This is a genomic window from Aeromonas jandaei (assembly GCF_037890695.1).
GTDB classification, from domain to species: Bacteria; Pseudomonadota; Gammaproteobacteria; order Enterobacterales; family Aeromonadaceae; genus Aeromonas; species Aeromonas jandaei.
In genome coordinates, this window is the sequence record NZ_CP149571.1 from 1,518,534 (window position 1) to 1,542,663 (window position 24,130).

Annotated in this window: 23 protein-coding genes; 14 read left to right on the forward strand and 9 right to left on the reverse strand. The window is 60.3% G+C overall.

All coding sequences use genetic code 11. The features are described from left to right. The first annotated feature begins 267 nt into the window (after window positions 1-267). Window positions 268-540 (forward strand): nucleoid-associated protein HU-alpha, encoded by a 273-nt coding sequence (gene hupA / locus WE862_RS07390; protein WP_005340484.1) that lies wholly within the window; start codon window positions 268-270, stop codon window positions 538-540. Window positions 541-653: 113 nt separating this feature from the next. Here hupA and WE862_RS07395 read toward each other — a convergent pair whose 3' ends face one another. From WE862_RS07395 to WE862_RS07405, 3 genes are all read right to left on the reverse strand, one after another. Then, entirely contained in the window at window positions 654-1,100 is a 447-nt protein-coding gene (locus WE862_RS07395; RefSeq protein ID WP_052448104.1) for a PACE efflux transporter, read from the reverse strand. Window positions 1,101-1,200: 100 nt separating this feature from the next. Next, a complete protein-coding gene (locus tag WE862_RS07400; protein ID WP_042030703.1) occupies window positions 1,201-2,058 on the reverse strand; it encodes a hypothetical protein in 858 nt (285 codons plus the stop codon). 108 nt (window positions 2,059-2,166) lie between these two features. Then, window positions 2,167-3,390, reverse strand: a complete 1,224-nt coding sequence (locus WE862_RS07405) for an Nramp family divalent metal transporter (RefSeq protein ID WP_042030702.1) — start codon at window positions 3,388-3,390, stop codon at window positions 2,167-2,169. 237 nt (window positions 3,391-3,627) lie between these two features. Between WE862_RS07405 and rpsF the strand changes: the two genes are divergently transcribed. The 4 genes from rpsF to WE862_RS07425 all read left to right on the forward strand — a co-directional run bounded on the left by rpsF (window position 3,628) and on the right by WE862_RS07425 (window position 5,616). Further along, entirely contained in the window at window positions 3,628-4,014 is a 387-nt protein-coding gene (gene rpsF / locus WE862_RS07410; RefSeq protein ID WP_005308887.1) for a 30S ribosomal protein S6, read from the forward strand. A gap of 30 nt (window positions 4,015-4,044) precedes the next feature. Beyond that, the gene (rpsR, locus tag WE862_RS07415) at window positions 4,045-4,275 is read left to right on the forward strand and encodes a 30S ribosomal protein S18 (RefSeq protein WP_005308890.1); all 231 of its coding nucleotides are present in this window, start codon (window positions 4,045-4,047) and stop codon (window positions 4,273-4,275) included. 52 nt (window positions 4,276-4,327) lie between these two features. Then, window positions 4,328-4,774, forward strand: coding sequence for a 50S ribosomal protein L9 (rplI, locus tag WE862_RS07420; protein ID WP_005340490.1), 447 nt, complete (start codon window positions 4,328-4,330; stop codon window positions 4,772-4,774). A gap of 101 nt (window positions 4,775-4,875) precedes the next feature. Beyond that, on the forward strand, window positions 4,876-5,616 hold the full coding sequence (locus WE862_RS07425; RefSeq protein ID WP_042030700.1) for a ferredoxin--NADP reductase: 741 nt from the start codon (window positions 4,876-4,878) through the stop codon (window positions 5,614-5,616). Between the two features lie 41 nt (window positions 5,617-5,657). Here WE862_RS07425 and WE862_RS07430 read toward each other — a convergent pair whose 3' ends face one another. Further along, a complete protein-coding gene (locus tag WE862_RS07430) occupies window positions 5,658-5,954 on the reverse strand; it encodes a hypothetical protein (RefSeq protein ID WP_041209119.1) in 297 nt (98 codons plus the stop codon). A gap of 257 nt (window positions 5,955-6,211) precedes the next feature. Between WE862_RS07430 and WE862_RS07435 the strand changes: the two genes are divergently transcribed. Then, the gene (locus WE862_RS07435; RefSeq protein ID WP_033112964.1) at window positions 6,212-7,210 is read left to right on the forward strand and encodes a hypothetical protein; all 999 of its coding nucleotides are present in this window, start codon (window positions 6,212-6,214) and stop codon (window positions 7,208-7,210) included. A 7-nt stretch (window positions 7,211-7,217) separates the two neighbouring features. Here WE862_RS07435 and fos read toward each other — a convergent pair whose 3' ends face one another. Next, window positions 7,218-7,619 (reverse strand): fosfomycin resistance glutathione transferase, encoded by a 402-nt coding sequence (fos, locus tag WE862_RS07440; protein ID WP_042030698.1) that lies wholly within the window; start codon window positions 7,617-7,619, stop codon window positions 7,218-7,220. Window positions 7,620-7,655: 36 nt separating this feature from the next. Beyond that, window positions 7,656-7,823, reverse strand: coding sequence for a hypothetical protein (locus WE862_RS07445; protein WP_162516863.1), 168 nt, complete (start codon window positions 7,821-7,823; stop codon window positions 7,656-7,658). Between the two features lie 56 nt (window positions 7,824-7,879). Between WE862_RS07445 and WE862_RS07450 the strand changes: the two genes are divergently transcribed. The 4 genes from WE862_RS07450 (at window position 7,880) to gshA (ending at window position 13,788) form a co-directional block, all read left to right on the forward strand. Further along, window positions 7,880-8,854, forward strand: coding sequence for an NADP-dependent oxidoreductase (locus tag WE862_RS07450; protein ID WP_052448103.1), 975 nt, complete (start codon window positions 7,880-7,882; stop codon window positions 8,852-8,854). Next, window positions 8,851-9,288, forward strand: a complete 438-nt coding sequence (locus tag WE862_RS07455) for a YqaA family protein (RefSeq protein WP_033112967.1) — start codon at window positions 8,851-8,853, stop codon at window positions 9,286-9,288. The genes WE862_RS07450 and WE862_RS07455 overlap by 4 nt, the downstream gene beginning before the upstream one ends. A 26-nt stretch (window positions 9,289-9,314) precedes the next feature. Further along, window positions 9,315-12,128: a M16 family metallopeptidase gene (locus WE862_RS07460; protein ID WP_042030693.1), complete on the forward strand. Its 2,814-nt coding sequence runs from the start codon at window positions 9,315-9,317 to the stop codon at window positions 12,126-12,128. A 61-nt stretch (window positions 12,129-12,189) separates the two neighbouring features. Then, window positions 12,190-13,788 (forward strand): glutamate--cysteine ligase, encoded by a 1,599-nt coding sequence (gene gshA / locus WE862_RS07465; protein WP_042030690.1) that lies wholly within the window; start codon window positions 12,190-12,192, stop codon window positions 13,786-13,788. A 63-nt stretch (window positions 13,789-13,851) separates the two neighbouring features. On the opposite strand, the gene WE862_RS07470 is transcribed toward gshA, so the two are convergent. The 3 genes from WE862_RS07470 to WE862_RS07480 form a co-directional block, all read right to left on the reverse strand. After that, window positions 13,852-15,642: an AMP-dependent synthetase/ligase gene (locus WE862_RS07470; RefSeq protein WP_042030688.1), complete on the reverse strand. Its 1,791-nt coding sequence runs from the start codon at window positions 15,640-15,642 to the stop codon at window positions 13,852-13,854. A gap of 298 nt (window positions 15,643-15,940) precedes the next feature. Further along, entirely contained in the window at window positions 15,941-16,390 is a 450-nt protein-coding gene (gene rimI, locus WE862_RS07475) for a ribosomal protein S18-alanine N-acetyltransferase (RefSeq protein WP_042030685.1), read from the reverse strand. 52 nt (window positions 16,391-16,442) lie between these two features. Then, window positions 16,443-16,874, reverse strand: a complete 432-nt coding sequence (locus tag WE862_RS07480; protein ID WP_042030683.1) for a DNA polymerase III subunit psi — start codon at window positions 16,872-16,874, stop codon at window positions 16,443-16,445. 234 nt (window positions 16,875-17,108) lie between these two features. Between WE862_RS07480 and WE862_RS07485 the strand changes: the two genes are divergently transcribed. The 4 genes from WE862_RS07485 to prfC all read left to right on the forward strand — a co-directional run bounded on the left by WE862_RS07485 (window position 17,109) and on the right by prfC (window position 24,091). Next, entirely contained in the window at window positions 17,109-18,722 is a 1,614-nt protein-coding gene (locus tag WE862_RS07485) for an ATPase RavA domain-containing protein (RefSeq protein WP_042030680.1), read from the forward strand. Window positions 18,723-18,732: 10 nt separating this feature from the next. Further along, window positions 18,733-20,187, forward strand: a complete 1,455-nt coding sequence (gene viaA, locus WE862_RS07490; protein WP_042030677.1) for an ATPase RavA stimulator ViaA — start codon at window positions 18,733-18,735, stop codon at window positions 20,185-20,187. A gap of 159 nt (window positions 20,188-20,346) precedes the next feature. After that, window positions 20,347-22,221, forward strand: coding sequence for a diguanylate cyclase (locus WE862_RS07495; protein WP_042030674.1), 1,875 nt, complete (start codon window positions 20,347-20,349; stop codon window positions 22,219-22,221). Window positions 22,222-22,504: 283 nt separating this feature from the next. Further along, window positions 22,505-24,091, forward strand: coding sequence for a peptide chain release factor 3 (gene prfC, locus WE862_RS07500; protein WP_042030672.1), 1,587 nt, complete (start codon window positions 22,505-22,507; stop codon window positions 24,089-24,091). The last annotated feature ends 39 nt before the right edge of the window (window positions 24,092-24,130 follow it).

Consider the following 24,130-nt stretch of genomic DNA (forward strand, 5'->3'; position numbering starts at 1 on the left):
TCCCTATAACTAGGGAAAATCTGACCAAGCGTCAATAGGCTTGCCGGGATATTGTTAAGTGGTATTGAGGTGGGTGTCAAATTGAGCTTGTTGAAGGATGAGAGGCCGGTTGGTTCAGGGTTTTTCAGGGCTGGAATGTGACTTTTTCCGCAGATCTTGATGAAAACCCCAGCGTTTGACGCCCCCTGCTCGATAAAGCCTTTGCTTGAGCGTTTTTTTTTGCATAGAGTGACCCAGCGCTAAATGCCCGATCATAAAGGAAATGTTATGAACAAAGCTCAACTTGTCGATGCGATTGCCGCCAAAGCAGATCTGAGCAAAGCTCAGGCCAAAGTGGCTCTGGAAGAGATCATCAATGGTATTACCCAGAGCTTGAAAGAAGGTGATGCTGTGCAGCTGGTCGGTTTTGGCACCTTCAAGGTCACCCACCGCGCAGGCCGCACTGGCCGTAACCCGCAAACTGGTAAAGAGATCCAGATTGCTGCAGCCAACGTGCCTTCATTCGTGGCTGGCAAGGCTCTGAAAGACGCCGTCAAGTAAGTCTTAAAGTCTGTTTTGTCCAATGCCAGTCAGCTTGCTGACTGGCATTGTTTTTATTGGGGCTTTCGGTTTTACCCTTCCCTACCTTGGTTTTCGCAAGCGCACTCTGCGCATCAGGCCGTCTGCTGCGCGGTCGCTGGCAATGGCCAGATCTGCTCGTAGGCCCAGGTAAAGAGAATGATGTAGACGAGGTAGAAGGCGACGAAGCCGAGATCCAGCAGTAGCGCTTCCCATAACCCCAGATCGAGCCAGAACATGACGCAGGGGAGGGAGAGCATCATAAAGCTCGCTTCGTAGCCAAACGCATGCAGGAAGCGATCAAGAGGGCGCTTGTTGGTGCGCCCGCACAGAGTCAGTAGCGCCTTGTCAAACAGCAGGTTCCAGCCATAGGTCCATGCAGTGGCGACGATGGAGAAGAAGATCGCCAGTGAACCGACCTCGGCGACACCCTGGCCAAACAGCTGGCTGATAAGCGGGGCAACCATGGCCAGACCAATGCCTTCATAGAGAACCAGATAGCGGAGCCGATCCGAAGTGGTGCGCAGATGGGTACTACTCATGGGTGATGTGCCTCCTGTGGGAGGCGCATTCTAATGAGACGCTGGCCAAAAATGAAGCAGTTTGTCGCTGACCAGCAGCAGTGTGGCGCGTTTCCCGCCCTTATGCTGCCGGCGCTGTCACTTGGGTATGGAGCGTGAATCCCTCCTCAGCAGGATTGAGCGTTACCCTTACCTCTCCCAACTCGGCGAGCGAGGTAACATGGGTACCGCCACAGGGAATGGTCACCTCCTGGCCTTCCAGCGTGCAGTGCCAGTAGCGCGAATCGATGATCGCCTCGCCAGCGCGGCTACGGCGGATCTCGCCCCCGGCTGCGATCCAGTCGGCCAGCTGCCGGTTGACCTTCTCTTCAATCAGCGCCAAATCTGCCAGCAACGCCTCGTTGTTGACCCCCTTTTTGCGCAGACTCTTGCCGATGCGGTACTGCTCGCGCGAACCGCAAGGCTCGACTCGCGAGCTCTGAATGGCGAGGCGGTCGAAATCGGGTTGACCCAGTGCATCGCGCTCACTCACTTCTTTACGCCAGTAAGGGGTGAGAGTCCGGTTGAGAGCGAGCGCCGCCAGATGGCAACCGCTATGGCCAAGGCTCAGGGCGTGGCGGGCCGCGCTATCGACCTGCAACTCGACCTGACTGCCGACGGCCAGCTCGTGGTCACCGATAAGCGGGTGTACCACCACGAAATGCCATCCTTCCGCCCCCCGTTTGACCGGAATATCGGCGTCGACGAACAGCTTGCCATCAGGGCTGATGGCCCCCATCCGGCAAGGGCCAATAGCGGCTTCGCCCCCTTCCCAGCATGCATGACCCACATCTCCCGGCTGATCGGGCCAGAGATGGCTTTGGGGATGAAAGGGGGTGAGGTCGGTGACCAGCAGCGTGGTGTCACCGGGCTGGCAGCAGACCACGCTGGCCTGCTCCTGATGATGGCCCAGTACGAAGCTGGCTCGGGTATGTTCCATGGCAAGGCTCCCGCAACGATAAATGAGAAGAGAAAGCGGCAGCATACGCCAAAGTACGAAGAGGCTCATTAACCAGTGTTAATGAGCCTCCTGTTTGGTGACTGGTTGCTAGATCATGGCAACCAGCAGGTAGGCATTGAGCCCGATCACCAGTGCAACGATAAGACGGCCGATGGCCTGGGTGACCGGATGGTTGCGATGTTTCCCCATCAGCGCCCGATCACCGGTCAGCATCAGCAGCGGGATCAGCGCCAGCGCGATGCCAAAACTCAGGATTACCTGACTCAATACCAATATCTCTGTCGTGTTGAAGCCCATGGAGATCACCACGAAGGCGGGGGTCATGGTGATGGCGCGGCGCAGCCAGAGCGGGATGGTAAAGCGGACAAAACCCTGCATCACTACTTGCCCGGCCAGCGTCCCCACCACGGTAGAGCTGATGCCGGAGGCGACCAGCGAGAGGCCAAACAGGGTGGCCGCCGCCTGACCCAGCAGCGGGGTGAGGGTCTGGTAGGCTGACTCCAGCTCCGCTACCTGCTGGTGGCCCGAGCTATGAAAGGCGGCCGCCGCCATTGCCATCATTGCCAGATTGACGAAGCCGGCGATGGTCATGGCGATGGCCACATCGACCCGGGTGGTATGCAGCCGCTGGCTGACCGAGCCCTGATCCTGAGTGTGCTGGGTCAGCGCCGAGTGCAGATAGATGACGTGTGGCATCACGGTGGCACCGAGCACACCGGCGGCCAGATAGACGGCATCACTGTTGGGTAGACCCGGGAAGAGGGCACCCTCCAGCAGACTCGGCAGATGGGGGCGGGAGAAGATCAGCTCGACGATGTAGGCCGCCGCAACAAACAGCAGCAGACCGCCCACCACGAATTCCAGCGGTTTCTGGCCGCGAGATTGCAACATCAGGATCCCCCAGGTCACCACGGCGGTGATACAGGCTCCTTCAAGCAAGGTCACGCCAAGCAGCAGCTTGAAGCCGACGGCGGCGCCGATAAATTCGGCGAGATCGGTGGCCATGGCGATAATCTCCGCCTGTACCCAATATGCCCAGACTGCCGGTCTCGGCAGTCGGTCGCGGATATGCTCAGCCAGATTCTTGCCGGTGACGATGCCGAGTTTGGCCGAGAGGGTCTGCACCACCATGGCCATCAGGTTGGCCCACACCACCACCCAGAGCAGCTGGTAGCCGAAAGTAGAGCCGGCTTGAATATTGGTAGCGAAGTTGCCCGGATCTATGTAGCCGATGGCAGCGATAAAGGCGGGCCCGAGCAGGGTCAGTTTGAATTTGCGGCTTGGAATCGTTGTAGTCAGTGCGGGTTGCATGGCATCACCCTCCATCAGGATATGGAGAGAGAATAGATCTAAATGATAATTGTTATCAATTGGTCTTTTGTATCATATCCATCGGGAAAAACTTTTGAGGTCGTCAGTTGCAGTGAGGGATGCGATTTCGTACAATACGCCGCCCTAGAAAAGCAGCGACTAAACACCATTATGTTCCTTGCCTCCGAGGTCTGGCTGCACCTGGGCGGAGGCTGAATTAATCCGTAAGGAGCTAAAATGCGTCATTACGAAATCGTCTTCATGGTTCATCCGGACCAGAGCGAGCAAGTTCCCGGCATGATCGAGCGTTACACCGGCGCCATCACCACTTCCGGTGGTACCATTCATCGCCTGGAAGATTGGGGCCGTCGTCAGCTGGCTTACCCGATCGACAAACTGCACAAAGCCCACTACGTTCTGATGAACGTAGAAGCAGAGCAAGCCGTTATCGATGAGCTGGAAACCAACTTCCGCTTCAACGATGCCGTTATCCGCAACATGATCATGCGCACCAAGCACGCCGTGACTGAAGTTTCTCCGATGGCCAAGGCCAAAGAAGAGCGCTTCACCCGTCGTGACGACGAGCGCCGCGAAGAAGCTACTGAAGCTGCTTCCGAAGAGTAATTCTGGATCACTGACTAGAGGATAAAGGCCATGGCACGTTATTTCCGTCGTCGTAAGTTCTGCCGCTTCACCGCCGAGAACGTTACCGAGATCGACTACAAAGATATCGTTACTCTGAAAAACTACATCACTGAATCTGGCAAGATCGTACCGAGCCGTATCACCGGTACCCGCGCCAAGTATCAGCGTCAGCTGGCACGCGCCATCAAGCGTGCTCGTTACCTGGCTCTGCTGCCGTACACCGATCTGCACAACAAGTAAGAATCGGTCCGGCACTTAAGCCTAACTCAACGAAATTTATAGAGGAAAGGTAATGCAAGTTATCCTGCTCGACAAAATCGCCAAACTGGGCGGTCTGGGTGACCAAGTTTCCGTGAAATCTGGTTATGCCCGTAACTACCTGATCCCGCAAGGCAAAGCTGTTATGGCCACCAAGGCCAACATCGAAGCTTTCGGTGCTCGTCGCGCTGAGCTGGAAGCCAAACTGGCTGCCAACAAAGCTGCTGCTGAAGAGCGTGCTGCCAAGCTGGCCGAACTGGCTACCGTGGTTATCGCTTCCAAGTCTGGCGACGAAGGCAAGCTGTTCGGTTCCATCGGTACCCGTGACGTGGCTGAAGCCATCACTGCTGCCGGCGTAGCCGTTGCCAAGAGCGAAGTCCGCATGGGCAACGTTCTGCGTAACACCGGTGACTACGAAGTTGCTGTTCAGCTGCACGCTGACGTTAAAGCAACCGTACAGATCCAGGTTGTTGCCCTGTAATAGCGATTCGCTTTTGCAGAGAAAACCCGCGCACTTGCGCGGGTTTTTTATTTTCAGGCCCGGGGGTAGAGTGAAGCTCTGTTCCTCTGGAGGAGATCTCTATGGCCTGGGTCGAAGGTCGCGTCATCGAACGCATCGAATGGACACCCACTCTGTTCTCCCTGCGGGTAGCGGCCGATCTGGCCCCCTACAAGGCAGGTCAATTCACCAAACTGGCCCTTGAGCAGGGCGAGCGGCGCATTCAGCGCGCCTACTCCTTCGTCAATCCTCCCTCTGCGCCATACCACGAATTCTATCTGGTCGAGATCCCGAGCGGTGAGCTGACCCCTTCCCTCGGCTCGCTGCAAGCGGGCGATACCCTGCTGGTGCAGTCTCTGGCCACCGGCTTTCTGACACTGGATGAGGTTCCGGCCGGACGCGATCTCTGGCTGCTCTCGACCGGCACCGCCATTGGCCCCTTCCTCTCCATGCTGGCCGAGGGCGAGGCCTTCAACCGTTTCGAGAATCTGGTGCTGGTACACGGGGTGCGCAAAGGCGAAGAGCTGAGCTATCAGGCTTTGATCGCCAGCTTTGCCGAGCAACATGGCGAGCGCTTTCGTTACGTGCCCTTTGTCAGTCGAGAGGAATGGCACGATGCAATGGTTGGCAGGATCCCGGCAGCGATTGCCAGCGGCCAGTTGCAGCAGCGGGTAGGGTTGGAGTTCTCACCCGAACTGAGTCAGGTGCTTATCTGTGGCAATCCGGAGATGGTGAAAGAGACCCAGCAAACCTTGCTGGCACTGGGATTGGCCAAGAACCTGCGGCGGGCGCCCGGCAATATCAGTGCGGAGAACTACTGGTAACGCAGCATAACGGCGGGGCCACTCGGCCCCTGCTCATCTGATTACTGGTTGTTGCCCTGCGGAGCGGGCATCTGGTTGGTACTGGGCGGCTGGTTGCGATTCTCTTCGCTCTCGACATTGACTCTCATCCCCTTGCAGTCAGAGGGAATATAGTCGTTTACCCCCAGATCGAGGCACTCTTTCTGGCTCCAGCCAAACTGCTTGTCATCCCAGTCCAGATTGAAGGTCATCGCATCGACAGAGAAGGTTGAGCCGCTGCTCTCCTGGGATGGTTGGTCGGCATGGGCTGCGCCGGCGAGCAGCAAGAGTGAGAGGAGCAAAGGGGTCGTTCTGTTCATGATGGCCTCGGATAATTGCAACGGCGGATGAGTATACGTCTGCGGGCTGAACCCGGGCGGAATCGTATCCCATCTCGCCACACGATGAAGTCAGGAGGGGGATTGTAGCGCTTTTCTGCTGCCAATTTGTCCGTTTTGGTCGCACTCTGGGCAGCTGGTTTGCAATATGAAGGAATTCAGGTGTTTGCCCTTCTCTGAACGGCTCTGCCGACTATAATCGGCAGCCAACTTTTCCTGCACTGCACCACAGTTTCACCATGACCACACAGGACGCTTCCGCGCTGCGCTATCCCAAGGGATGGTTCGCGCTCACCACGGTATACAGTTTTACCGGGCTGGCCATTCTGGCCTCCATCATCTTCTCCCTGCTGCTGTTTCTCTCCATCGATGACAACCCGCTGATGAAGTGGCTGTTTGGCGGTCTGGCGATCATTTTCGAGCTGGGCAAGTTCTACGTCTGGTACGAGTATGGCGAGCGCAAGGCGCGCCGGGATCTGAGTGGTGCCTTCTGGTCGTTGCTGTTCTACAGCGTGCTGGCGGCCATCTCCATCGGTGGCAGTATCGGCGGTATCAACAGTGCCACCAATACGGTGCTGAGCCAGCAGGCGCGCCATGAACGGGAGATCGCCCGTTTTGACGAACAGATCGCCAGCATCGAGCGGCAGATCCAGCTAAACGAAGAGGCGGCCCGCAAATATATCGAGCTGGAGCGTATCTCCAGCGGCGTCTCCTCGTTGCAGCACGCCAACACCAAGCTGCGCTTGCAGCAGGATGAGTTGCGTCAGCAGCGCGATGCCAAGCCGGTCAATGAGCAATCCTCCATGCTGGGGCTGATGAGCAGTCTGGCGGACGGGGTCGGGATGAGCATCAGCCAGGTGCAGTTTCTGCTGGTCTGTTTCCTCTCGGTGCTGCTCGACGTATTCGGTGCCTTCTTCGTCAGCCTGATCGGTGAGGAGAGCCGTTTTCGCCGGATGTGGCGCTGGCAGCAGGCACGCGCCCGTGCCGAGGAGCAGGAAGCACTGGCTCAGGCAGCCCAGCCCGAGCCCATGCTGCCGCCCGAGCCTGCACCCGAGGTGCTGGCACAGGTGCGCGGCGCGCTGGAGAGCGGTGAGCTCAAGTGCAGCAAGCGCTCGGTGGCGCAGGCGCTATCACTCTCGCTGGAGGAGGTGGATCGGGTGTTCCACCATCTGCTGTCGCAGGGGGTGTTGGGGCAGGGGAGCAATCGCCATTATCATCTGCGTACTGACAGCGATTGAACCCGTTTTATTCGAACCAGACCAAGCCCTCATAAGGACGTGTTTTGAGTGAATCGAGGCGACTGGCAAGGTCGCCAACATGGATCTCTAGTTGATGACCATCCGGGTCTTTTAAATAGAAGGAGTCCCCTTCGCTGCTGTTTGTCTTCCACTCTTCGATGCCCGCTTGGCGCAGGCGGGCACAGAATTCGGGGAAATGTTCCGCGGAGATACTCAGGGCGACATGGCTATAGTCTTCGGCGGGCTTAGCTGGGTCACAGGAAAGGCAGAGCCACAACTCTCCTAGGGTTAAATAGGCCCCGCGAGCCCATCGCACCTTGGGGCGAAAACCTAGTAAATCAACGTAAAACGTAAAGCTCTTTTCAAGATCTCCCGTAGCCAAGGTCAAATGATTCAGTCCGCTTAGCATTGTTGCTCCCTTTATTCGATATCGAACGCGTAACCATTAGTTGGTCAGCACCATCATCAGGCTGAGGAAGGCGGCCAGCCCGCCACCGATGCCGATGATCCAGTAAAACCCCTTGGCCCCCTGTTTGAGCGGGATGCGGAAGTAGAGCAGGAATGCCCACCACCCCAGCGCCAGCAACAGAGGAATAAGAAACATTCGAGCCATGGTCTCCTCGCTGTTATTCTGTTGACCCTCGATGCATCAACAGGATGGCTTGTGCAATGACGCAACTACAGATTACCGCATTCGGCGACCCCTCGGTACTCAAGCTCAACCCCTCTCTCGACAAGGTGCCTGCCGATGGCGAAGTACGGGTGCGCATCTGCTTTGCGGGGGTCAACCCCATCGATGCCAAGACCCGGGCCGGTCTTGGCTGGGCGGCGGCTCAGAACAAGGACAAGCTGCCCTGGACGCCCGGTTATGACGTGGCTGGCGTGGTGGAGCGAGTGGGCCCCGGCGTGGCCTCGCTGGCCGAGGGCGCTCTGGTGTGTGGCATGGTCGGTTTTCCCCTTGCTGCCGGTGGTTACGCTGAATCCGTGGTGGCGAGCGAGCATGAGCTGGTCAAGCTTGACGGGGTGAGTCTCCAGCAGGGGGCGGCGTTGCCACTGGCCGGTCTCACCGCCTGGCAGGGACTGTTCGAGCATGGTGAGCTGAAGGCGGGGCATCGAGTGCTGGTTCTGGCCGGCGCTGGCGGTGTCGGTCATCTGGCGGTGCAGTTTGCCGCTGCCTATGGTGCCCACGTGGTAGCCACGGCGAGCGGCGACAACCACAGCTTCCTCCATAGTCTCGGGGCGAACCGGATGGTGGATTACCATCAGGCCGAATGGTTCGCCGAGGCGATCGCCGATGGCCAGTTCGATCTGGTGCTGGATCTGGTGGGTGGCGAGAGCGGCAAGGCTGCGCTGGCGTGCGTCAAGCCGGGTGGCCGGCTGGTGACTGTGCCCACCATCACAGCCCAGCTCATCAAGGATGCTGGCGCGGCTGCCGGTATCGAGGTGGTCGGCATGCTGGTGCACCCCGATCAGAAGCAGCTGAGCCAGATGCTGATGCTGCTGCGCCAGGGCGAAGTAAAGATTGCCATCGCTGGTGAATTTGCCCTGAGCGAGGGGGCGCTGGCCCATCAGCGCATCGAAGGGGGCCATGTACGCGGCAAGCTGCTGCTGCGCATGCCCGCCGCCGACGGTTATCCTGTATGAGCGGGATGATGGAGATGGGGCTGGGGTGGCTCTTTTTGAGCGCCTTTACCTCAGCCACTCTGTTGCCCGGCAGCTCGGAAGTGCTGCTGGGGGCCATGGCGGCCAAAGGGGAGTGGAGCATGGCGAGCCTGCTGCTGTGGGCGACGCTGGGCAACACCCTTGGCTCCATGACCACCTGGTGGCTTGGCTGGCTCGCCACCTTCAAGAAAAAACCGGAAGATTTTCAAGGCCGTGGGGAACAAAAAGCCCTCGGCTGGCTCAAACAACATGGCCACTGGTGTCTGCTGCTTGCCTGGACGCCGGTGGTCGGTGATGGACTCTGTCTGCTGGCCGGCTGGCTGCGCCTCTCCTTCTGGCGCTCTCTTGTCCTGATAGGGCTCGGCAAATTGTTGCGTTACGCTCTGGTATTTCTACTGGCCAGTCAGATCTTCTAGCCCTTTTTGTCACTCACGAGGTTACCGTGAACAAAGTCATACCTTTAACCATTCTGCTGGGCTTCACCCTGCCCGTGCTGGCGGCTCCGACTCTGGTCTCCGAGCAGGTCAAGGAGGAGGGCAAGCTCGCCATCCCTTATCAGATGTACAAGCTGGACAACGGCCTGACCGTCATTCTGGCGCCCGACAAATCCGATCCGCTGGTGCATCTCGACGTGACCTATCACGTCGGGTCGTCACGCGAGACGGTCGGCAAGTCCGGTTTTGCCCACTTCTTCGAGCACATGATGTTCCAGGGCTCCAAGCACGTCGGTGATCAGGAGCATATGCGGATCATCAACGAAGCCGGTGGTGACATGAACGGCACCACCAACAAGGACCGCACCAACTACTACGAAACCGTGCCGGCCAACCAGCTGGAGAAGGTGCTGTGGCTGGAGGCCGACCGGATGGGCTTCCTGCTCGATGCGGTGAGCCAGAAGAAGTTCGAGATCCAGCGCGCCACCGTCAAGAACGAGCGGGCCCAGCGCATCGACAACCAGCCCTACGGTCTGGTGAGCGAGAAGGTGGGCGAGGCGCTCTATCCGCGCACTCACCCCTACTCCTGGCAGCCCATCGGCTATGTGGAGGATCTCGACCGGGTTGACGTCAACGACCTCAAGCAGTTCTTCCTGCGCTGGTATGGCCCCAACAACGCGACTCTGACTCTGGGCGGCGATTTTGATACCAAGCAGGCCCTCGACTGGATCGAGAAGTACTTTGGCTCCATCCCGCGCGGCCCGGAAGTGGCCGAGCCGACGCCAAAACCGGTTACCCTGCCCGAGACCCGCTACGTGACGCTGCAGGACAAGGTGCACCTGCCGCTGCTCTATATCAGCTATCCGACCGTGTCCCTTGGTGACCCGCAGGAGCCGGCACTCGATATGTTTGCCGACGTGCTGGGCGGCAGCGCCAGCTCCATGCTCTACCAGTCGCTGGTCAAGACCGGCAAGGCGATCGATGCGGGCGCCTCGCACTACTGCGAAGAGCTGGCCTGTACCCTGACCGTCTACGCCTACCCCAACCCGGCAGTGGATGGCAGCCTCAAGACCCTCAAGAGCGAAGTGGACAAGGTGATCGGCGAGTTCGCCCAGCGCGGCCTCAAGCCGGAGGATCTGGAGAAGGCGATCAATAGCTATCGCGCCTCGGCCATCTGGGGGCTCGACAGCGTCTCCGGCAAGGTGAGTCAGCTCGCCATGGGTCAGGTGTTTGCCCAGGATCCCAACTACGTCTTCAAGACCCTCGACGCCATCGGCAAGGTGACGCCGGAGCAGGTCAAAACTGCCTACGACCAGTTCATTGCCAACAAGCCGGCGGTAGTGCTGAGCGTGGTACCCAAAGGCAAGGCCGAGTGGCAGGTCGCCACCCCGAATTTCACCCCGGCCAAACGCGAGCTGCCGGACTACAGCAAGCATGATCAGGCGCTGGCCGAGCGACCGGTAAAAGACAGTTTCGATCGCAGCGTACAGCCCAAGGCGGCCGATGCGGTGAGCGTCAAGGTGCCCGCCATCTGGCACGGCAAACTCGACAAGAACATCGAGATCATCGGCACCCGAAGTGACGAGATCCCTGCGGTTTCCATCATGATCGCCCTGCCGGGCGGTATCCGGGCAGAGGAGAAGGGGCAACTGGGGCTGGCCAATCTGACCGCCGCCATGATGGGGCAGGGGTCGGTGCGCCTGACCGAGGGGCAGCTCAGCGACGAGCTGCAAAAACTGGGCTCAAGCATCGATGTCTCCAGTGCCCAGTACAACACGCTGATCACCATCAGCTCGCTGGCCGACAAGTTGCCACAGACGCTGGCGCTGGTGCGCGAAGTGTTCGAGCGCCCCGGTATGCGGGAGGCGGACTTCGAGCGGGTCAAGGCGCAGCTGCTGCAGGGGATGCAACAGGCCCAGCAGCAGCCTGAATGGCTGGCGGGACAGGCGTTCCGCGAGCTGGTCTATGGCAAGAACAACCGCCTTGGCCAACCCTCCGACGGGGTACCTGCCGATGTGGCCAAGCTGACGCTGGCGGATGTGAAGCACTACTATCAGGCCTACTACAACCCCTCCAACGGCAAGGTAGTGGTGGCGGGCGATGTGAGCCAGAAGCTGATCGAAGAGCAGCTCGGCTTCCTGAGCGACTGGAAAGGGGCGACGCCGGCTCTGGGGGATCTCAAACTCAAGGGCAAGCAGGCCAAGCCGGGCATCTATCTGGTGGACAAACCGGGGGCGCCCCAGTCGGTGATCCGCATTGGTCGCCGCGCCATGCCGTTCGATACCACGGGTGACTACTTCACCGCCGGGCTGATGAACTTCAACCTGGGTGGCAACTTCAACAGCCGCATCAACCTCAACCTGCGCGAAGACAAGGGCTACACCTACGGTGCCAGCTCCGGCTTCTCCGCCAACCGCGAGGTGGGCACCTTTGCCACCGGCGCCAATGTGCGTACCGATGCGACCGTGGATGCCATTCGCCAGTTCCTCAAGGAGATGGACAACTACCGCAAGAGCGGCCCGACGCCGGTCGAGCTGGCCTATATGCGCAGCGCAGTTTCCCAGCAGGATGCCCTCTCTTACGAGACCTTGGGCCAGAAGGCGGGCTTCCTGTTGCAGATGGTGATGTATGACCTGAAGCCGGACTATGTGCAGGCCCAGAACAACCTGATCAAGACGGTGTCGGCCGAGACGCTCAAGGCGAGTGCAGCCCGCTGGCTCAATCCGGCCGACATGGTGATCGTGGTGGTGGGAGACAAGCAAAAGCTTGAAAAACCCCTTAAGGAGCTTCATCTTCCCATCTATCCGCTGCAGTTGCCGTAACTGACGCTTTATAAAAATCAAGAGCCGCCCCGGATGGGGCGGCCTCACATGAGCCGTGAATATGACTACAACAAGCTTGTCACTCACCGAGTTGCTGACTGCGCTGGGATCTCCCGAGCGATTGACTGCTCTCAAGGGGATCCGGCGCGGGATCGAGCGTGAATGTCTGCGCATCACGCCAGATGGTCGACTCGCCCAGAGTGACCATCCCCGGTCGCTGGGCTCGGCCCTGACCCATCCCAACATCACCACCGACTACTCGGAGAGCCTGCTGGAGTTCATCACCCCGGCTACCGACTCCCTCGACAGCCTGATGGAGCAACTGGGTGACATCCATCACCACGTGATGCGTCATCTGGGTGACGAGCGGATCTGGCCGCTCTCCATGCCCTGCTTCGTCGGCGGTGAGGAGAGCATCCGGCTGGCCCAGTACGGCAGCTCCAACATCGGCAAAATGAAGACCCTCTACCGGCAGGGGTTGAAGAATCGCTACGGCAGCCTGATGCAGGTGATCGCCGGGGTGCACTTCAACTTCTCCATGCCCGACAGCTTCTGGAGCGAGTGGCAGGATCTGGTGTGCGAAGGGTGCTGCAGCCAGCGTTTTATCTCCGACAAGTACATGGGGCTTATTCGCAACGTCTACCGCTTCGGCTGGCTGGTGCCCTACCTGTTCGGCGCCTCGCCGGCCATCTGCGAGTCCTTCCTCAAAGGGCGCAAGAGCAACCTGCCGTTCGAGAAGACCGGCAAGGGCACCCTCTATCTGCCTTACGCCACCGCGCTGCGTCTCTCCGATCTGGGCTATACCAACAGCTCCCAGGCGGGGCTCAAGATCAGCCACGACAATCTGCCGGCCTATGTCAGCAGCTTGCGCCGTGCCATCAATACCCATGATCCCGAGTTCGCCAAGATCGGGGTCAAGGTGAATGGAGAGTATCGCCAGCTCAACGAAAACGTGCTGCAGCTGGAGAATGAGCTGTATGCTCCGATCCGGCCCAAGCGCACCCCGCGCAGCGGCGAGAAGCCGTCGGATGCGCTGGAGCAGCGCGGCATCGAGTACATCGAGCTGCGTACCGTTGACGTCAACCCCTTCACGCCGCTGGGGATCGACGCCGATCAAATCCGCTTCTTCGACCTGTTCCTGGTCTGGTGTCTGCTGCGCCCCTCTCCGGTGCTGAGCGAGGAGGAGATTGCCCGCAATCGCCGCAACCAGAGCAAGGTGGTGCTGGAGGGGCGTCGCCCCGGCCTGACGCTGGAAGATGAGCAGGGCAATGCTATTGGCCTCAAAGAGTACGGCCTCAAGCTGTTCGAGGAGCTGGCTCAGGTAGCCGACCTGCTGGATCGCTGCTGCGGTCGCAACCGCTACCGCGAGACGCTGGCGATGCATCGCGAGAAGCTGCTCGACCCCGAGCTCACCTACTCCGCTCGCATGCTCAAGGAGCTGCTGGAGAGCGGCAAGGACAATGGCTGTTACGGCGACAAACTGGCGACCCGCTATCGCGAGGAGCTGTTGGCAGGCGAACTGCAGTACTGGGATGAGGCCTACTTTGCCGGTGAGGCGAAGGATTCGCTGGCCAAGCAGCGGGAGCGCGAGCGCAGCGACAGCGTGTCGTTCGATGACTTCCTGGCCGACTACTTCGGTACCAGCAAGACCACTGCCTGACGGCAGACCAATAAAAAAGCCGCTCGATGAGCGGCTTTTTTGTTTCCGGAGACCCGAGCGGTATCAGACGTGGCTGTACATCGCCTCGATTTCGCTCTGGTACTTGGCTTCGATGATCTTGCGGCGCAGCTTCATGGTGGGGGTGAGTTCACCCAGCTCCATGGAGAAGGCGCTCGGCAGCAGGGTGAACTTCTTCACCTGCTCGAACTTGGCCAGCTCTTTTTGCAGATCGGCGATGCGTGATTCGAAGAACTCCACCACCCGGGAGTGGCGCAGCAGCTCGGTCTTGCACTGGTACTGCAGGTTGATTGAGCGGGCGTACTCCTCCAGCGACTCGAAGCAGGGCACGATCAGCGCCGAGACGAAGTGGCGAGCATCGGCGACGATGGCGATCTGTTCGATGAAGCGATCCTTGCCGATGGTTCCCTCAACCAGTTGCGGCGCCACGTACTTGCCGTTGGAGGTCTTCATCAGCTCCTTGAGGCGCTCGGTGAAGTAGATGTTGCCTTCGCTGTCGAGCTCGGCAGCATCACCGGTGCGCAGGAAACCATCTTCGGTCATCACTTCGGCGGTCGCTTCCGGCTTGTTGTAGTAGCCGCGCATCACGGTGGGGGAACGCACCAGCAGCTCGTTGTTCTCACCCAGCTTCACTTCGATACCGTTCAGCACAGTGCCGATGGAACCCAGCTTGAACTGCTGATCTTCGTAGCAGCAGACGGTGGCGGTGGTTTCGGTCATGCCGTAGCCGTACTTGAGGTTGAGCCCCATCGCCTGGAAGAAGAGGTTCACATCGTCGGCGAGACGGGCTCCGGCCACTGGCAGGAAGCGGGTACGACCGCCAAAGCGGGCGCGCAGTTTGCGAAAAACCAGCCGCTCGGCAAGCCAGAGCTGGCCGTAGAGCAGGGGGGAGGCGGACTTGCCCGCCTGACGGGTGGCGACCATCTGCTTGCCGACCCGGGTGGCCCAGCCAAACAGGGCCTGACGCAGGCGCGGAGCCTGGGCAACCCGGGCCTGGATCATGGCGTAGGCCTTCTCGTAGAGGCGCGGTACGGCGCACATCACGGTCGGCTGCACGTCGCCAATCACATCCATCACCTTCTGCGGATCGCGGATGTAGACGTTCTCTGCGCCGCAATAGAGCACGTAGTAGCTCCAGGCGCGCTCGAACACGTGGCTGAGCGGCAGCATGCAGAGCGACACATCCTGCTCGTTCAGATCGAGGCGGCTGTTGTGCATCTCGAAGCAGGCGGCGATGTTGGCGAAATCGAGCATCACCCCTTTGGGCTCGCCGGTGGTGCCGGAGGTGTAGATCAGGGTCAGCAGATCGTCCATCCGGTACTGGCTTTCCCGTACCCGCAGCTCCTGCTCGCTGGGCTGATGGTTGCCGGAGACCAGAAACTCCTGAAAGTGGCTCGCTTGCGCGCAGCCGCGTAGGTTGACGCTGCCGTCGAGGGCAACGATTTGGCGGATCTCGCCGCTTTCAATCAGTTGCAGTGCCTGATCGAACTGGGGCTGCTCGCCGACAAACAGCAGGCCGATGTTGGCATCGCGCACGATATAGCGCAGCTGATCGAGGGTGCTGGTGGGGTAGATGGGGACGCTGACGCCGCGCGCGGCGAGGATGCCGAGATCGGCCTGAGTCCACTCCGGCATGTTGCGCGAATAGATGCCGACCATTTCGGTGGGCTGGTGTCCGGCGCGGATCAGGGCCTGGGCACAGTAGTCCATGGCCTGACCCAGAGTGCGCCAGCCGATGGCACGCCATTGACCATCCTGCTGAACGCGCAGGGCAGCCTTGTTGCCAAGCCGGGCAATACGCTCGCGCATCAATTGAACCAGATGAAGCTTCGGCATCAATCAAACATCCTTTCGTTACAGTTGTACGCCCACGAGGGCACTAAAAAGCGGGCTAGAGTTTAAACTCCAATATTACAGCTTACAAGTGTTCGCCGTTTGTTCTGGATCACAAAGAGGGCAAATAGCGCATCTTCTGCACAGTGCGAGCGGCTTGGTTGAGACCGGATCCGACGTTAGAAGCAGAAGCTCGGAAGGCAAGGGGAGTGGGCAAGCAAAGGGAAGCGGGAAATGGGGGAGAGGAGGGCTGGGTTCCCTCCTCGTTCAGTCACTATGTCGGTGGGTGGGATTGCCGGGATCAGCTGAAGTCGAACAGGCGCGACATCAACACGGCGTCTTCCCGATCCTGGCCGGTGCCATAGTAGCCGGCGCGGCGGCAATACTCGGCAAAACCGGCGCTCTCGTAGAGATTGATGGCGGTCTGGTTACCGGCGCGCACTTCGAGGAACCAGGCCTGCGCCCCGCTCTGCTTGCTGTGCGCGAGATAATGTTGCAGCAGCGCCCGGCCCAGCCCTTTGCCCTGAAAAGCGGGGTGGACGCAGATGTTCATCAGCGAGCTGTCGCCCGCCACCAGATCCGAGATATAGAAGCCCGCCGGCTTGCCATCGACCAGCATCAGGGTGTTGAGGTAGCGGGGGCCAAAGCAGGATAGCAGGTTGGCCTGACTCCAGGGCTCCTTGTGGGCGGCCTGTTCGATGGGATAGACGAGGTCGAAGTCGGCTTCGAGCAGGGGGCGAAACTCAGGCATGGTGGCTCCGTGGGATAACGTCAAAGCCCGCAGCGACGGGCATGGGATTGGGTCAGGCTGTCCGGGCTGCGAGGTGTGGCTGCAGCTGTTGCCACAGTGCCCGCTTTTCGGCACTGCCGGGGGCGAGCGGGCAGACGAGGGCATCGGGCCAGCGGGAATCGGCCTCGGTCAGCCAGAGCAGCGGTGACGGCTCCTGTTGCAGCCAGTGCGCCTCCGGGGGCGTGCTCAGCAGCGTGACCTCATCGGTTCTGATGGCGAGCAGCTGGCAGATATCCTCCAGCAGTGTCGCAGCGGGTAGTGCCTGAGCCAGCAGCCAGAGCTTGCCGGCAGGGCGAGGAGCCTGCGGGATAGCCTCTTGCGGCGATTCCGTACTGGCTGCTTCAGCCTCTTCGGCAGGGGCGACACCCAGCATGGCCGGACGACGCAGCTGCCAGCTCTGAATGCCCATACGGGCCAGCATGCTTTGACGTACGGGGTCTGTCATGGGGGAGTCACTCTCTTGCTGCATTGGGGAAAATCGTGCCGGCAGGGTACACGCGAACGGGTTGCTCTGCACCCTTTGCGGCCCTCTGCGGGGGTTATCCGGTTTTTTTCCTGCCAGAGTCGGGTATTCTGGCGCAATCGAACCGGATAAATATCATAACAAGAGAAACCCCAAGGACGAACAGGTGGCCATCACCCCTTGGGCTTATCATCATCCCAGCCTGGAATTGTCTCTATGTCGCCTTTAGCTCAAGCCACGAACTCTGCGCGTGCCATTCCCATTCAGGAGCGCCTGCCCCGCCTGCTGGCCGCTCTGGGGGAGGGGCTCTATGAACGGCAGGATGCCCTGCGCCTCGGTCTGCTGGCTGCGCTCAGTGGCGAGAGCGTGTTTCTGCTGGGCCCGCCCGGCATCGCCAAGAGTCTGATCGCCCGCCGCCTCAAGCTGGCGTTCTTTGAGGCCCGCCACTTCGAATACCTGATGACCCGTTTCAGTACGCCGGAGGAGGTGTTCGGCCCCCTCTCCATTCAGGCGCTGAAGGAGGATGGCAAATATCTGCGCCTCACCGCCGGCTACCTGCCCGAGGCCGAGGTGGTATTCCTCGACGAGATCTGGAAGGCGGGCCCCGCCATCCTCAACACTCTGCTCACCGCCATCAACGAGCGGCAGTTTCGCAACGGCGACAGCCAGCACCCCATCCCGATGCGCTTGCTGGTGACCGCCTCCAACGAGCTGCCAGCGCCGGACAGCGGGCTGGAAGCGCTCTACGACCGGATGCTGGTGCGGATCTGGATGGATCGGGTGCAGGAGAAGTCCAACTTTCAGGCGATGCTGGCCAGCGATGGTCATTCGCACCACAACCTGCCCGCTTCGTTGCAGATCCGCGGGGACGAGTACGAGCAGTGGCAGGGTGAGATTGAACAGGTGCGGTTGCCGGATGCCTGCTTCGAGCTTATCTATCAACTGCGTCAGCAGCTCGACAGCCAGCTGGCACACCGCTGCTATGTGTCGGATCGGCGCTGGAAGAAGGCGGTACGGCTGATCAAGGCGAGCGCCTTCTTCAACGGTCGCGACGAGGTGGCCCCTCTCGATTTGCTGCTGTTCAAGGATTGCCTCTGGCATGACGAGGAGTCCCGCACTGCTCTGCTGGAGATGATGACCGAGTTCTCCCGCCTCTATGGCTATCAGCAACTGGCGATGACTCGCCAGCTGCTGGCCCTGCGGGATCAGTTCAAGCAGCTCAAACAGAGCGTGGCCCAGCGCCTCTGCTGCAAGGCGCGGCAGCGCAAGCAGTGGTTTGGCCGCCGCGCCCGGGGGATCGAGATCCCGCTTGCCAATGCCAGGCCTTTTGGCAAGCAGGTGCACTTCCATCTGCTCACGCCAGCACCACTGGATGGCAGCGATCCCGAGCGGCTGACCGATACCCTGATGTTTGATCGCACTCTGCTCTCTCACTGGCGCCCTACCGGCGAGGCGTTGGTAGGCCATCCGCTCGGTAACCCGAAAGAGGGGCACTACGAGCTGGTGCTCGACGACGAACTGCGGCTGCAGGTGCTCGATATCCAGCGCCAGCAGGTCCCGCTGGTGCTGGTGGAGCGCAGCGCTATTCCCGAGGTGGTGCTGGAGCCCTGGTTGCAGGCGCTCGACGAGTTGCAGGGCCAGACCGGCAAGGTGCAGCAGGAGCTCAAGCAGCAGCGCAGCCTGTTCGAGCGTCATCAGCAGCACCTCTTTATCGCCTCGCGCTGGCTGCAACAGGTGGAAGACAGCTTCTTCGTGCTGGGACGGGATCTCGAGCTGTTGCGCAGTGAATTGGCACAGTGGCGCGAACGGTTGCCGAGACTGGACGGCTAAGGGGCAGGTCATGCTTGAGATCGGCATGCTGGATCTGGGACTGCTGATGGGCGAGGGGGAGCTGGCGGGCGAGGTGGCGCTGTTGCTGGCCGCGTCCCCCAAGATCTCCGAGTTCATCAAACGCTCCCCGCTACAGGGCAAGTTGCTGAAAAAGCGCCTGCAGAGCTGGGGCGAGCAACTGGGGGAGGAGATCCGCCACAAACCGGTGCCGGTGGCGCTGGAGCAGGAGTACCTGCTCTATCAGGCCCATCGGCAACTGCCGATGACCGAGCTGGTTGGCCGTCTGCCAAGCCTGCTGGAGTCGCTGGAGCAGTACAGCCCCTTTGCCGGCGAGGCGCGATCCTTGGTGCGCCAGCTGATGGCTCACCCCACCGAGGGGTTGTGCCAGCTCTTTATCGACAAGTGGCGTGCCAGTCTGGTGGGTAGCCTGCTGCAGTTGCAGCAGCAGATCGCCGAGGCGGAGCGGGAGAAGCAGCGTCAGGAGATTGAAGATCAGCTGCTGGCGAGCCGTACCCTGGCCGATGCCCTCGACCCCAACAAGATCTCCGCCGGTGGCTTGTGGGATCTGGCGCAGGGGAGCTGGCACAAGCGCAGTCTGGTGCTGGTCAAGCAGTACGCCCGCATGCTGCAGCGCGAGCCGCTGCTGGCGGAGATTGCCGGTCTGCTCGGGCGCAGCGAGCGGGATCGGCGAGCGCAGGAGCAGCCTGTACCGCCGGTCGAGGTGCTTGAGCTGGAACCGGCACCCAGCGACGATGTGCCCGACGATCTGGTGGGCATTCATCAGGCGAGCGATTTGATGCGGCTGCTGCCAAGCGAGGCGGTAATGCTGGGGCTGCCGGAGCTGGAGCTGGAGTTCTACCGCCGCTATCTGGAGCGGCGCCTGCTCAGCTATCAGTCGCGGGGTACCCTGCCGCGCCAGCGCATCATGCTGCGCACCCCGGAGCAGGGGGGCAAGCAGCTGCAGCAACGCGGTCCCTTTATCGTCTGCGTCGATACCTCCGGTTCCATGGGCGGATATCCGGAGGAGTGTGCCAAGGCGCTGTTTCTGGCCCTGCTGCGGGTGGCGATGGACGAGAAGCGCGGCTGTTATCTGATGCTCTTCTCCACCGAGGTGGCGACCCTCGAGATCACCGCCGATACCGGACTGGAGAAGGCGGAGCGCTTCCTCTCCATGAGTTTTCACGGCGGTACCGATCTGGTGCCCTGCCTCGAGAAGGCACTGGCCAAGCTCGATGATCCCGCCTTTGCCAAGGCCGATGTGCTGGTCATCTCCGATTTTATCGCCCAGAGCCTGCCCCACGCCCTGCTCGATCAGATGAACCGCTATCGTCAGCGCCAGACCCGCTTTCATGCGGTGGCCATGTCCCGTCACGCCAAGCAGGCGCTGCTGCGGGTGTTCGACAACAGCTGGTTGCTCGATTGCGGCCTGCGCGGCCGCTTGCTGCGACGCTGGCAACAGCACTGAGCCGACGTCTTGCCAAGTCATAATCCACTTGAGGCTGCCTTTAGCTGATTGATATGGCGCGTTGTTTGGTTCCTGTCAGTGGTTGCTGTACGTTGTGGGATGAGCAGTTATGATGTGCTGCACAATGGCTGTGTTCTCTGACTGGAGAAGTGACCCCGCATGATACGTTTCCTCGCCCTGCTCTTGCTGACCGCGCTTTGCAGTAGCTCTGTATGGGCTGCCAGAGAGCCGCTTGCCGAGCCAAAACTCTCCCGAGAGCTGCAACAGCTGGAGGAGGGGAGTCACAGCGAGCGTGTTTTTCGGCTGCGTGTTGCCGTGCTTGCTGCAAACTATGACGCCTATCCACCGGATGTGCAGGGGCGCATCGTGCGCCTGCAGTGCTGGGCCATGCCAGCCGAGCGGGATGGCGAATATCGCCGGGTGGTGGAGTTTGCCGACAAGGCACTGCAGCGGGCCCGTGAGCGCAAGGATGGCCTCACCGAGGCGGGCCTGCTCACCTGTCGCGGCTTTCATCAGCAGCTGCTGGGCAACATGAAACAGGCCAAGGCCGATTACGAACAGGCGCTGCAACTGGCGCGCAATCTGGGTGACAGGCTGCAGGAGGCCGATATTCTCAGCCAGCGCGGTGACATGTATGCCTATCAGGGCAAGCTGGCGGAAGGGCTGCAAGAGCTGATGGAGGCTCACCGCGGCTATGAAGCTCTGGGGCTGGATGGCAAGGCGCGGGAGACGCTGGGGCACATTGCCAATGCCTATCGCCGGATGGGGCTCTATGAGCGGGCCGAGGGCTACTTCAAGGAGCTGGAGAAGGAGTACGAAAAAGAGGGGGAGGAGGAGCGCCAGATCAGTATCATCTCCCAACAGGGGGTGCTCTACAGCGAGATGGGGGAGTATGCGCGGGCGCGTCCGCTGCTGGAACAGGCGGAGCAGTTCTACCGGAAACAGCAGCAGGATGGCTTTCTGGCCTGGAGCCAGATTGAGCTGGCCACCATCCTCCACTATCAGGGCAAGGGCGATCAGGCCATGGCCAAGCTGCAGCAGGCCGAGGCGATTCTGCTCCGTAGTAGCGATATAGACAGCGTCACCCAGGGGCACTGGCAACTGGTGATGGGGATGGTGCTGGAGACGCAGGGCAAGCTATCCGAGGCGCTTGCCAGCCTTGCCAGAGCCGAGCCCATCTTCGTCAAAGAGAACAATCAGCGCTTTTTGACCCGGCTCTACGAGGTGCGTTCGCGGATCTTCGAGTCGAAGGGGCAGATTAAAGAGGCGCTGGCCAATCTGAAGCTCTATGTCAAAACCCGCACGGCGGTTGAGAAGGTGCTGATGGAGCAGCGGACTCTGCAGATGCGTTTCGAGTTCGACATGGCACGCAAGGAGCTGGCCCACCAGACCCTCAAGACCAAGCAGCTGTTGCAGGAGGCTGAACTGAAACAGCTTAAAGAGCGTCGTTACTGGCAGTATCTGGTGGTCTCGCTGCTGCTGGTGCTGATGGGGATTGCCGTCTTCTATCAGCATCGCCGCTCCCGCAAGATGCACCGTCTGGCGATGACCGACGAGCTAACCGGCATCCATAACCGCCGCCAGATCCAGACTCGCGGCGAGACGTTGTTTCGCCAGGCGCGCAGCAGCGGCAAGCCATTTAGCGTGCTGCTGCTCGATATCGATCACTTCAAGCAGGTTAATGACCAGCTGGGCCATCATGTTGGCGACAGCGTGCTGATGGCGGTCGCCAGCTGCGTCGAAGCACAGCTGCGCTCGTTCGATCGGGTAGGGCGCAACGGTGGCGAGGAGTTTCTGGTGCTGTTGCCAGATACCTGTATCGATGAGGCGGCCGAGGTGGCAGAGCGGATCCGCCATCGCGTCTCCCAGCTCAAGGTCGAGGGGGTGTCGGAAGGGCAGTCCATTTATGTCAGCATCGGCTGCGCCGAACAGAGTCCGCTCGATGAGACCCTGGGGGAGCTTGTCCAGCGCGCCGATGTGGCCATGTATCGGGCCAAGCAGGCCGGACGCAATCTGGTGATGCGGGCAGAGTAGTTAGCCCGCATTCTCATTCATCCTCTGAGCGGATCATCCGGCTGCTGAATTCCCCAAGCCGGACTGGGTATTTTTCACCCGTGCGGGTATAATGTCGCGCAATTTTGCTTTGACTCAGGCGAGAAGACCCATGTAACGCAACCCTCTTCCTCTCACCACCGACAGACCCTATGTCTGCCCGAGTGGCCCGTTGCGTATCCATGCCGGACCGTGAGTCAATGCGGCATCCCGGAATTACTCCCACGGTGGCCAAGGCCGCCGCCCAATAGAAGAACGTTGAATTATGTCAGCTGAATTTCTGAGTGAAGTCTCCAAGAGACGCACTTTTGCGATCATTTCGCACCCGGATGCGGGTAAAACCACCATCACTGAAAAAGTCCTGCTGTTCGGACAGGCCATTCAGCGCGCCGGTACTGTCAAGGGCCGTGGCTCGGGCCAGCATGCCAAATCCGACTGGATGGAGATGGAGAAGCAGCGTGGTATCTCAATCACTACTTCGGTGATGCAGTTCCCCTATGCCGACTGTCTGGTCAACCTGCTCGACACCCCGGGTCACGAGGACTTCTCCGAAGATACCTACCGTACCCTGACGGCGGTCGACTGCTGCCTGATGGTCATCGACGCCGCCAAGGGTGTTGAAGACCGGACCCGCAAGCTGATGGAAGTGACCCGTCTGCGCGATACCCCCATCCTCACCTTCATGAACAAGCTGGACCGCGAAGTGCGCGATCCAATGGAAGTGATGGACGAGGTGGAGCGCGAGCTGAAGATCATGTGCGCCCCCATCACCTGGCCCATCGGCTGTGGCAAATCCTTCAAGGGTGTTTACCACCTCTACAAGGATGAGACCTATCTGTATCAGACCGGTCAGGGGCACACCATCCAGGAGAAGCGGGTGGTCAAGGGGCTGAACAACCCGGATCTGGATGCCGCCGTCGGCGAAGATCTGGCCCAGCAGCTGCGTGACGAGCTGGAGCTGGTGCAGGGCGCCTCTCCCGAGTTCGATCACGACGCCTTTATCGCTGGCGAGATGACCCCGGTCTTCTTCGGTACCGCACTGGGTAACTTCGGTGTTGACCACATGCTGGATGGCCTGACCGACTGGGCACCGTCTCCCATGCCGCGCAAGGCCGAGAGCCGTGAAGTGGTGGCGACCGAGGAGAAGTTCTCCGGCTTCGTGTTCAAGATCCAGGCAAACATGGATCCGAAACACCGCGACCGCATCGCCTTTATGCGTATCGTATCAGGCACCTACAGCAAGGGCATGAAGATGCGCCACGTGCGTATCGGCAAGGATGTGAACATCTCCGACGCCGTGACCTTTATGGCCGGTGACCGGGAGCAGGCGGAAGATGCCTTCGCCGGTGACATCATCGGTCTGCACAACCACGGCACCATCCAGATCGGCGACACCTTCACTCAGGGTGAAGATCTCAAGTTCACCGGTATCCCGAACTTTGCACCGGAACTGTTCCGCCGCATCCGCCTGCGCGATCCGCTCAAGCAGAAGCAGCTGCTCAAGGGGCTGGTCCAGCTCTCCGAAGAGGGCGCGGTACAGGTGTTCCGTCCGCTGATTAGCAACGATCTCATCGTTGGTGCGGTCGGTGTGCTGCAGTTTGACGTGGTGGTCTCTCGTCTGAAGAGCGAGTACAACGTCGAGGCCATCTACGAGGCGGTCAACGTCTCCACCGCCCGCTGGGTGGAAGGGACCGATGTGAAGAAGTTCGAAGAGTTCAAGCGCAAGAACGAGGTCAACCTGGCCCTCGATGGCGGTGACAACCTCACCTACATCGCGCCGACCATGGTCAACTTGCGCCTGGCCCAGGAGCGTCACCCGGACGTCGAGTTCCGCCAGACTCGCGAGCACTGATAAGCGCTTGCCCGACCGGCAGACACGATAAAAAAAGAC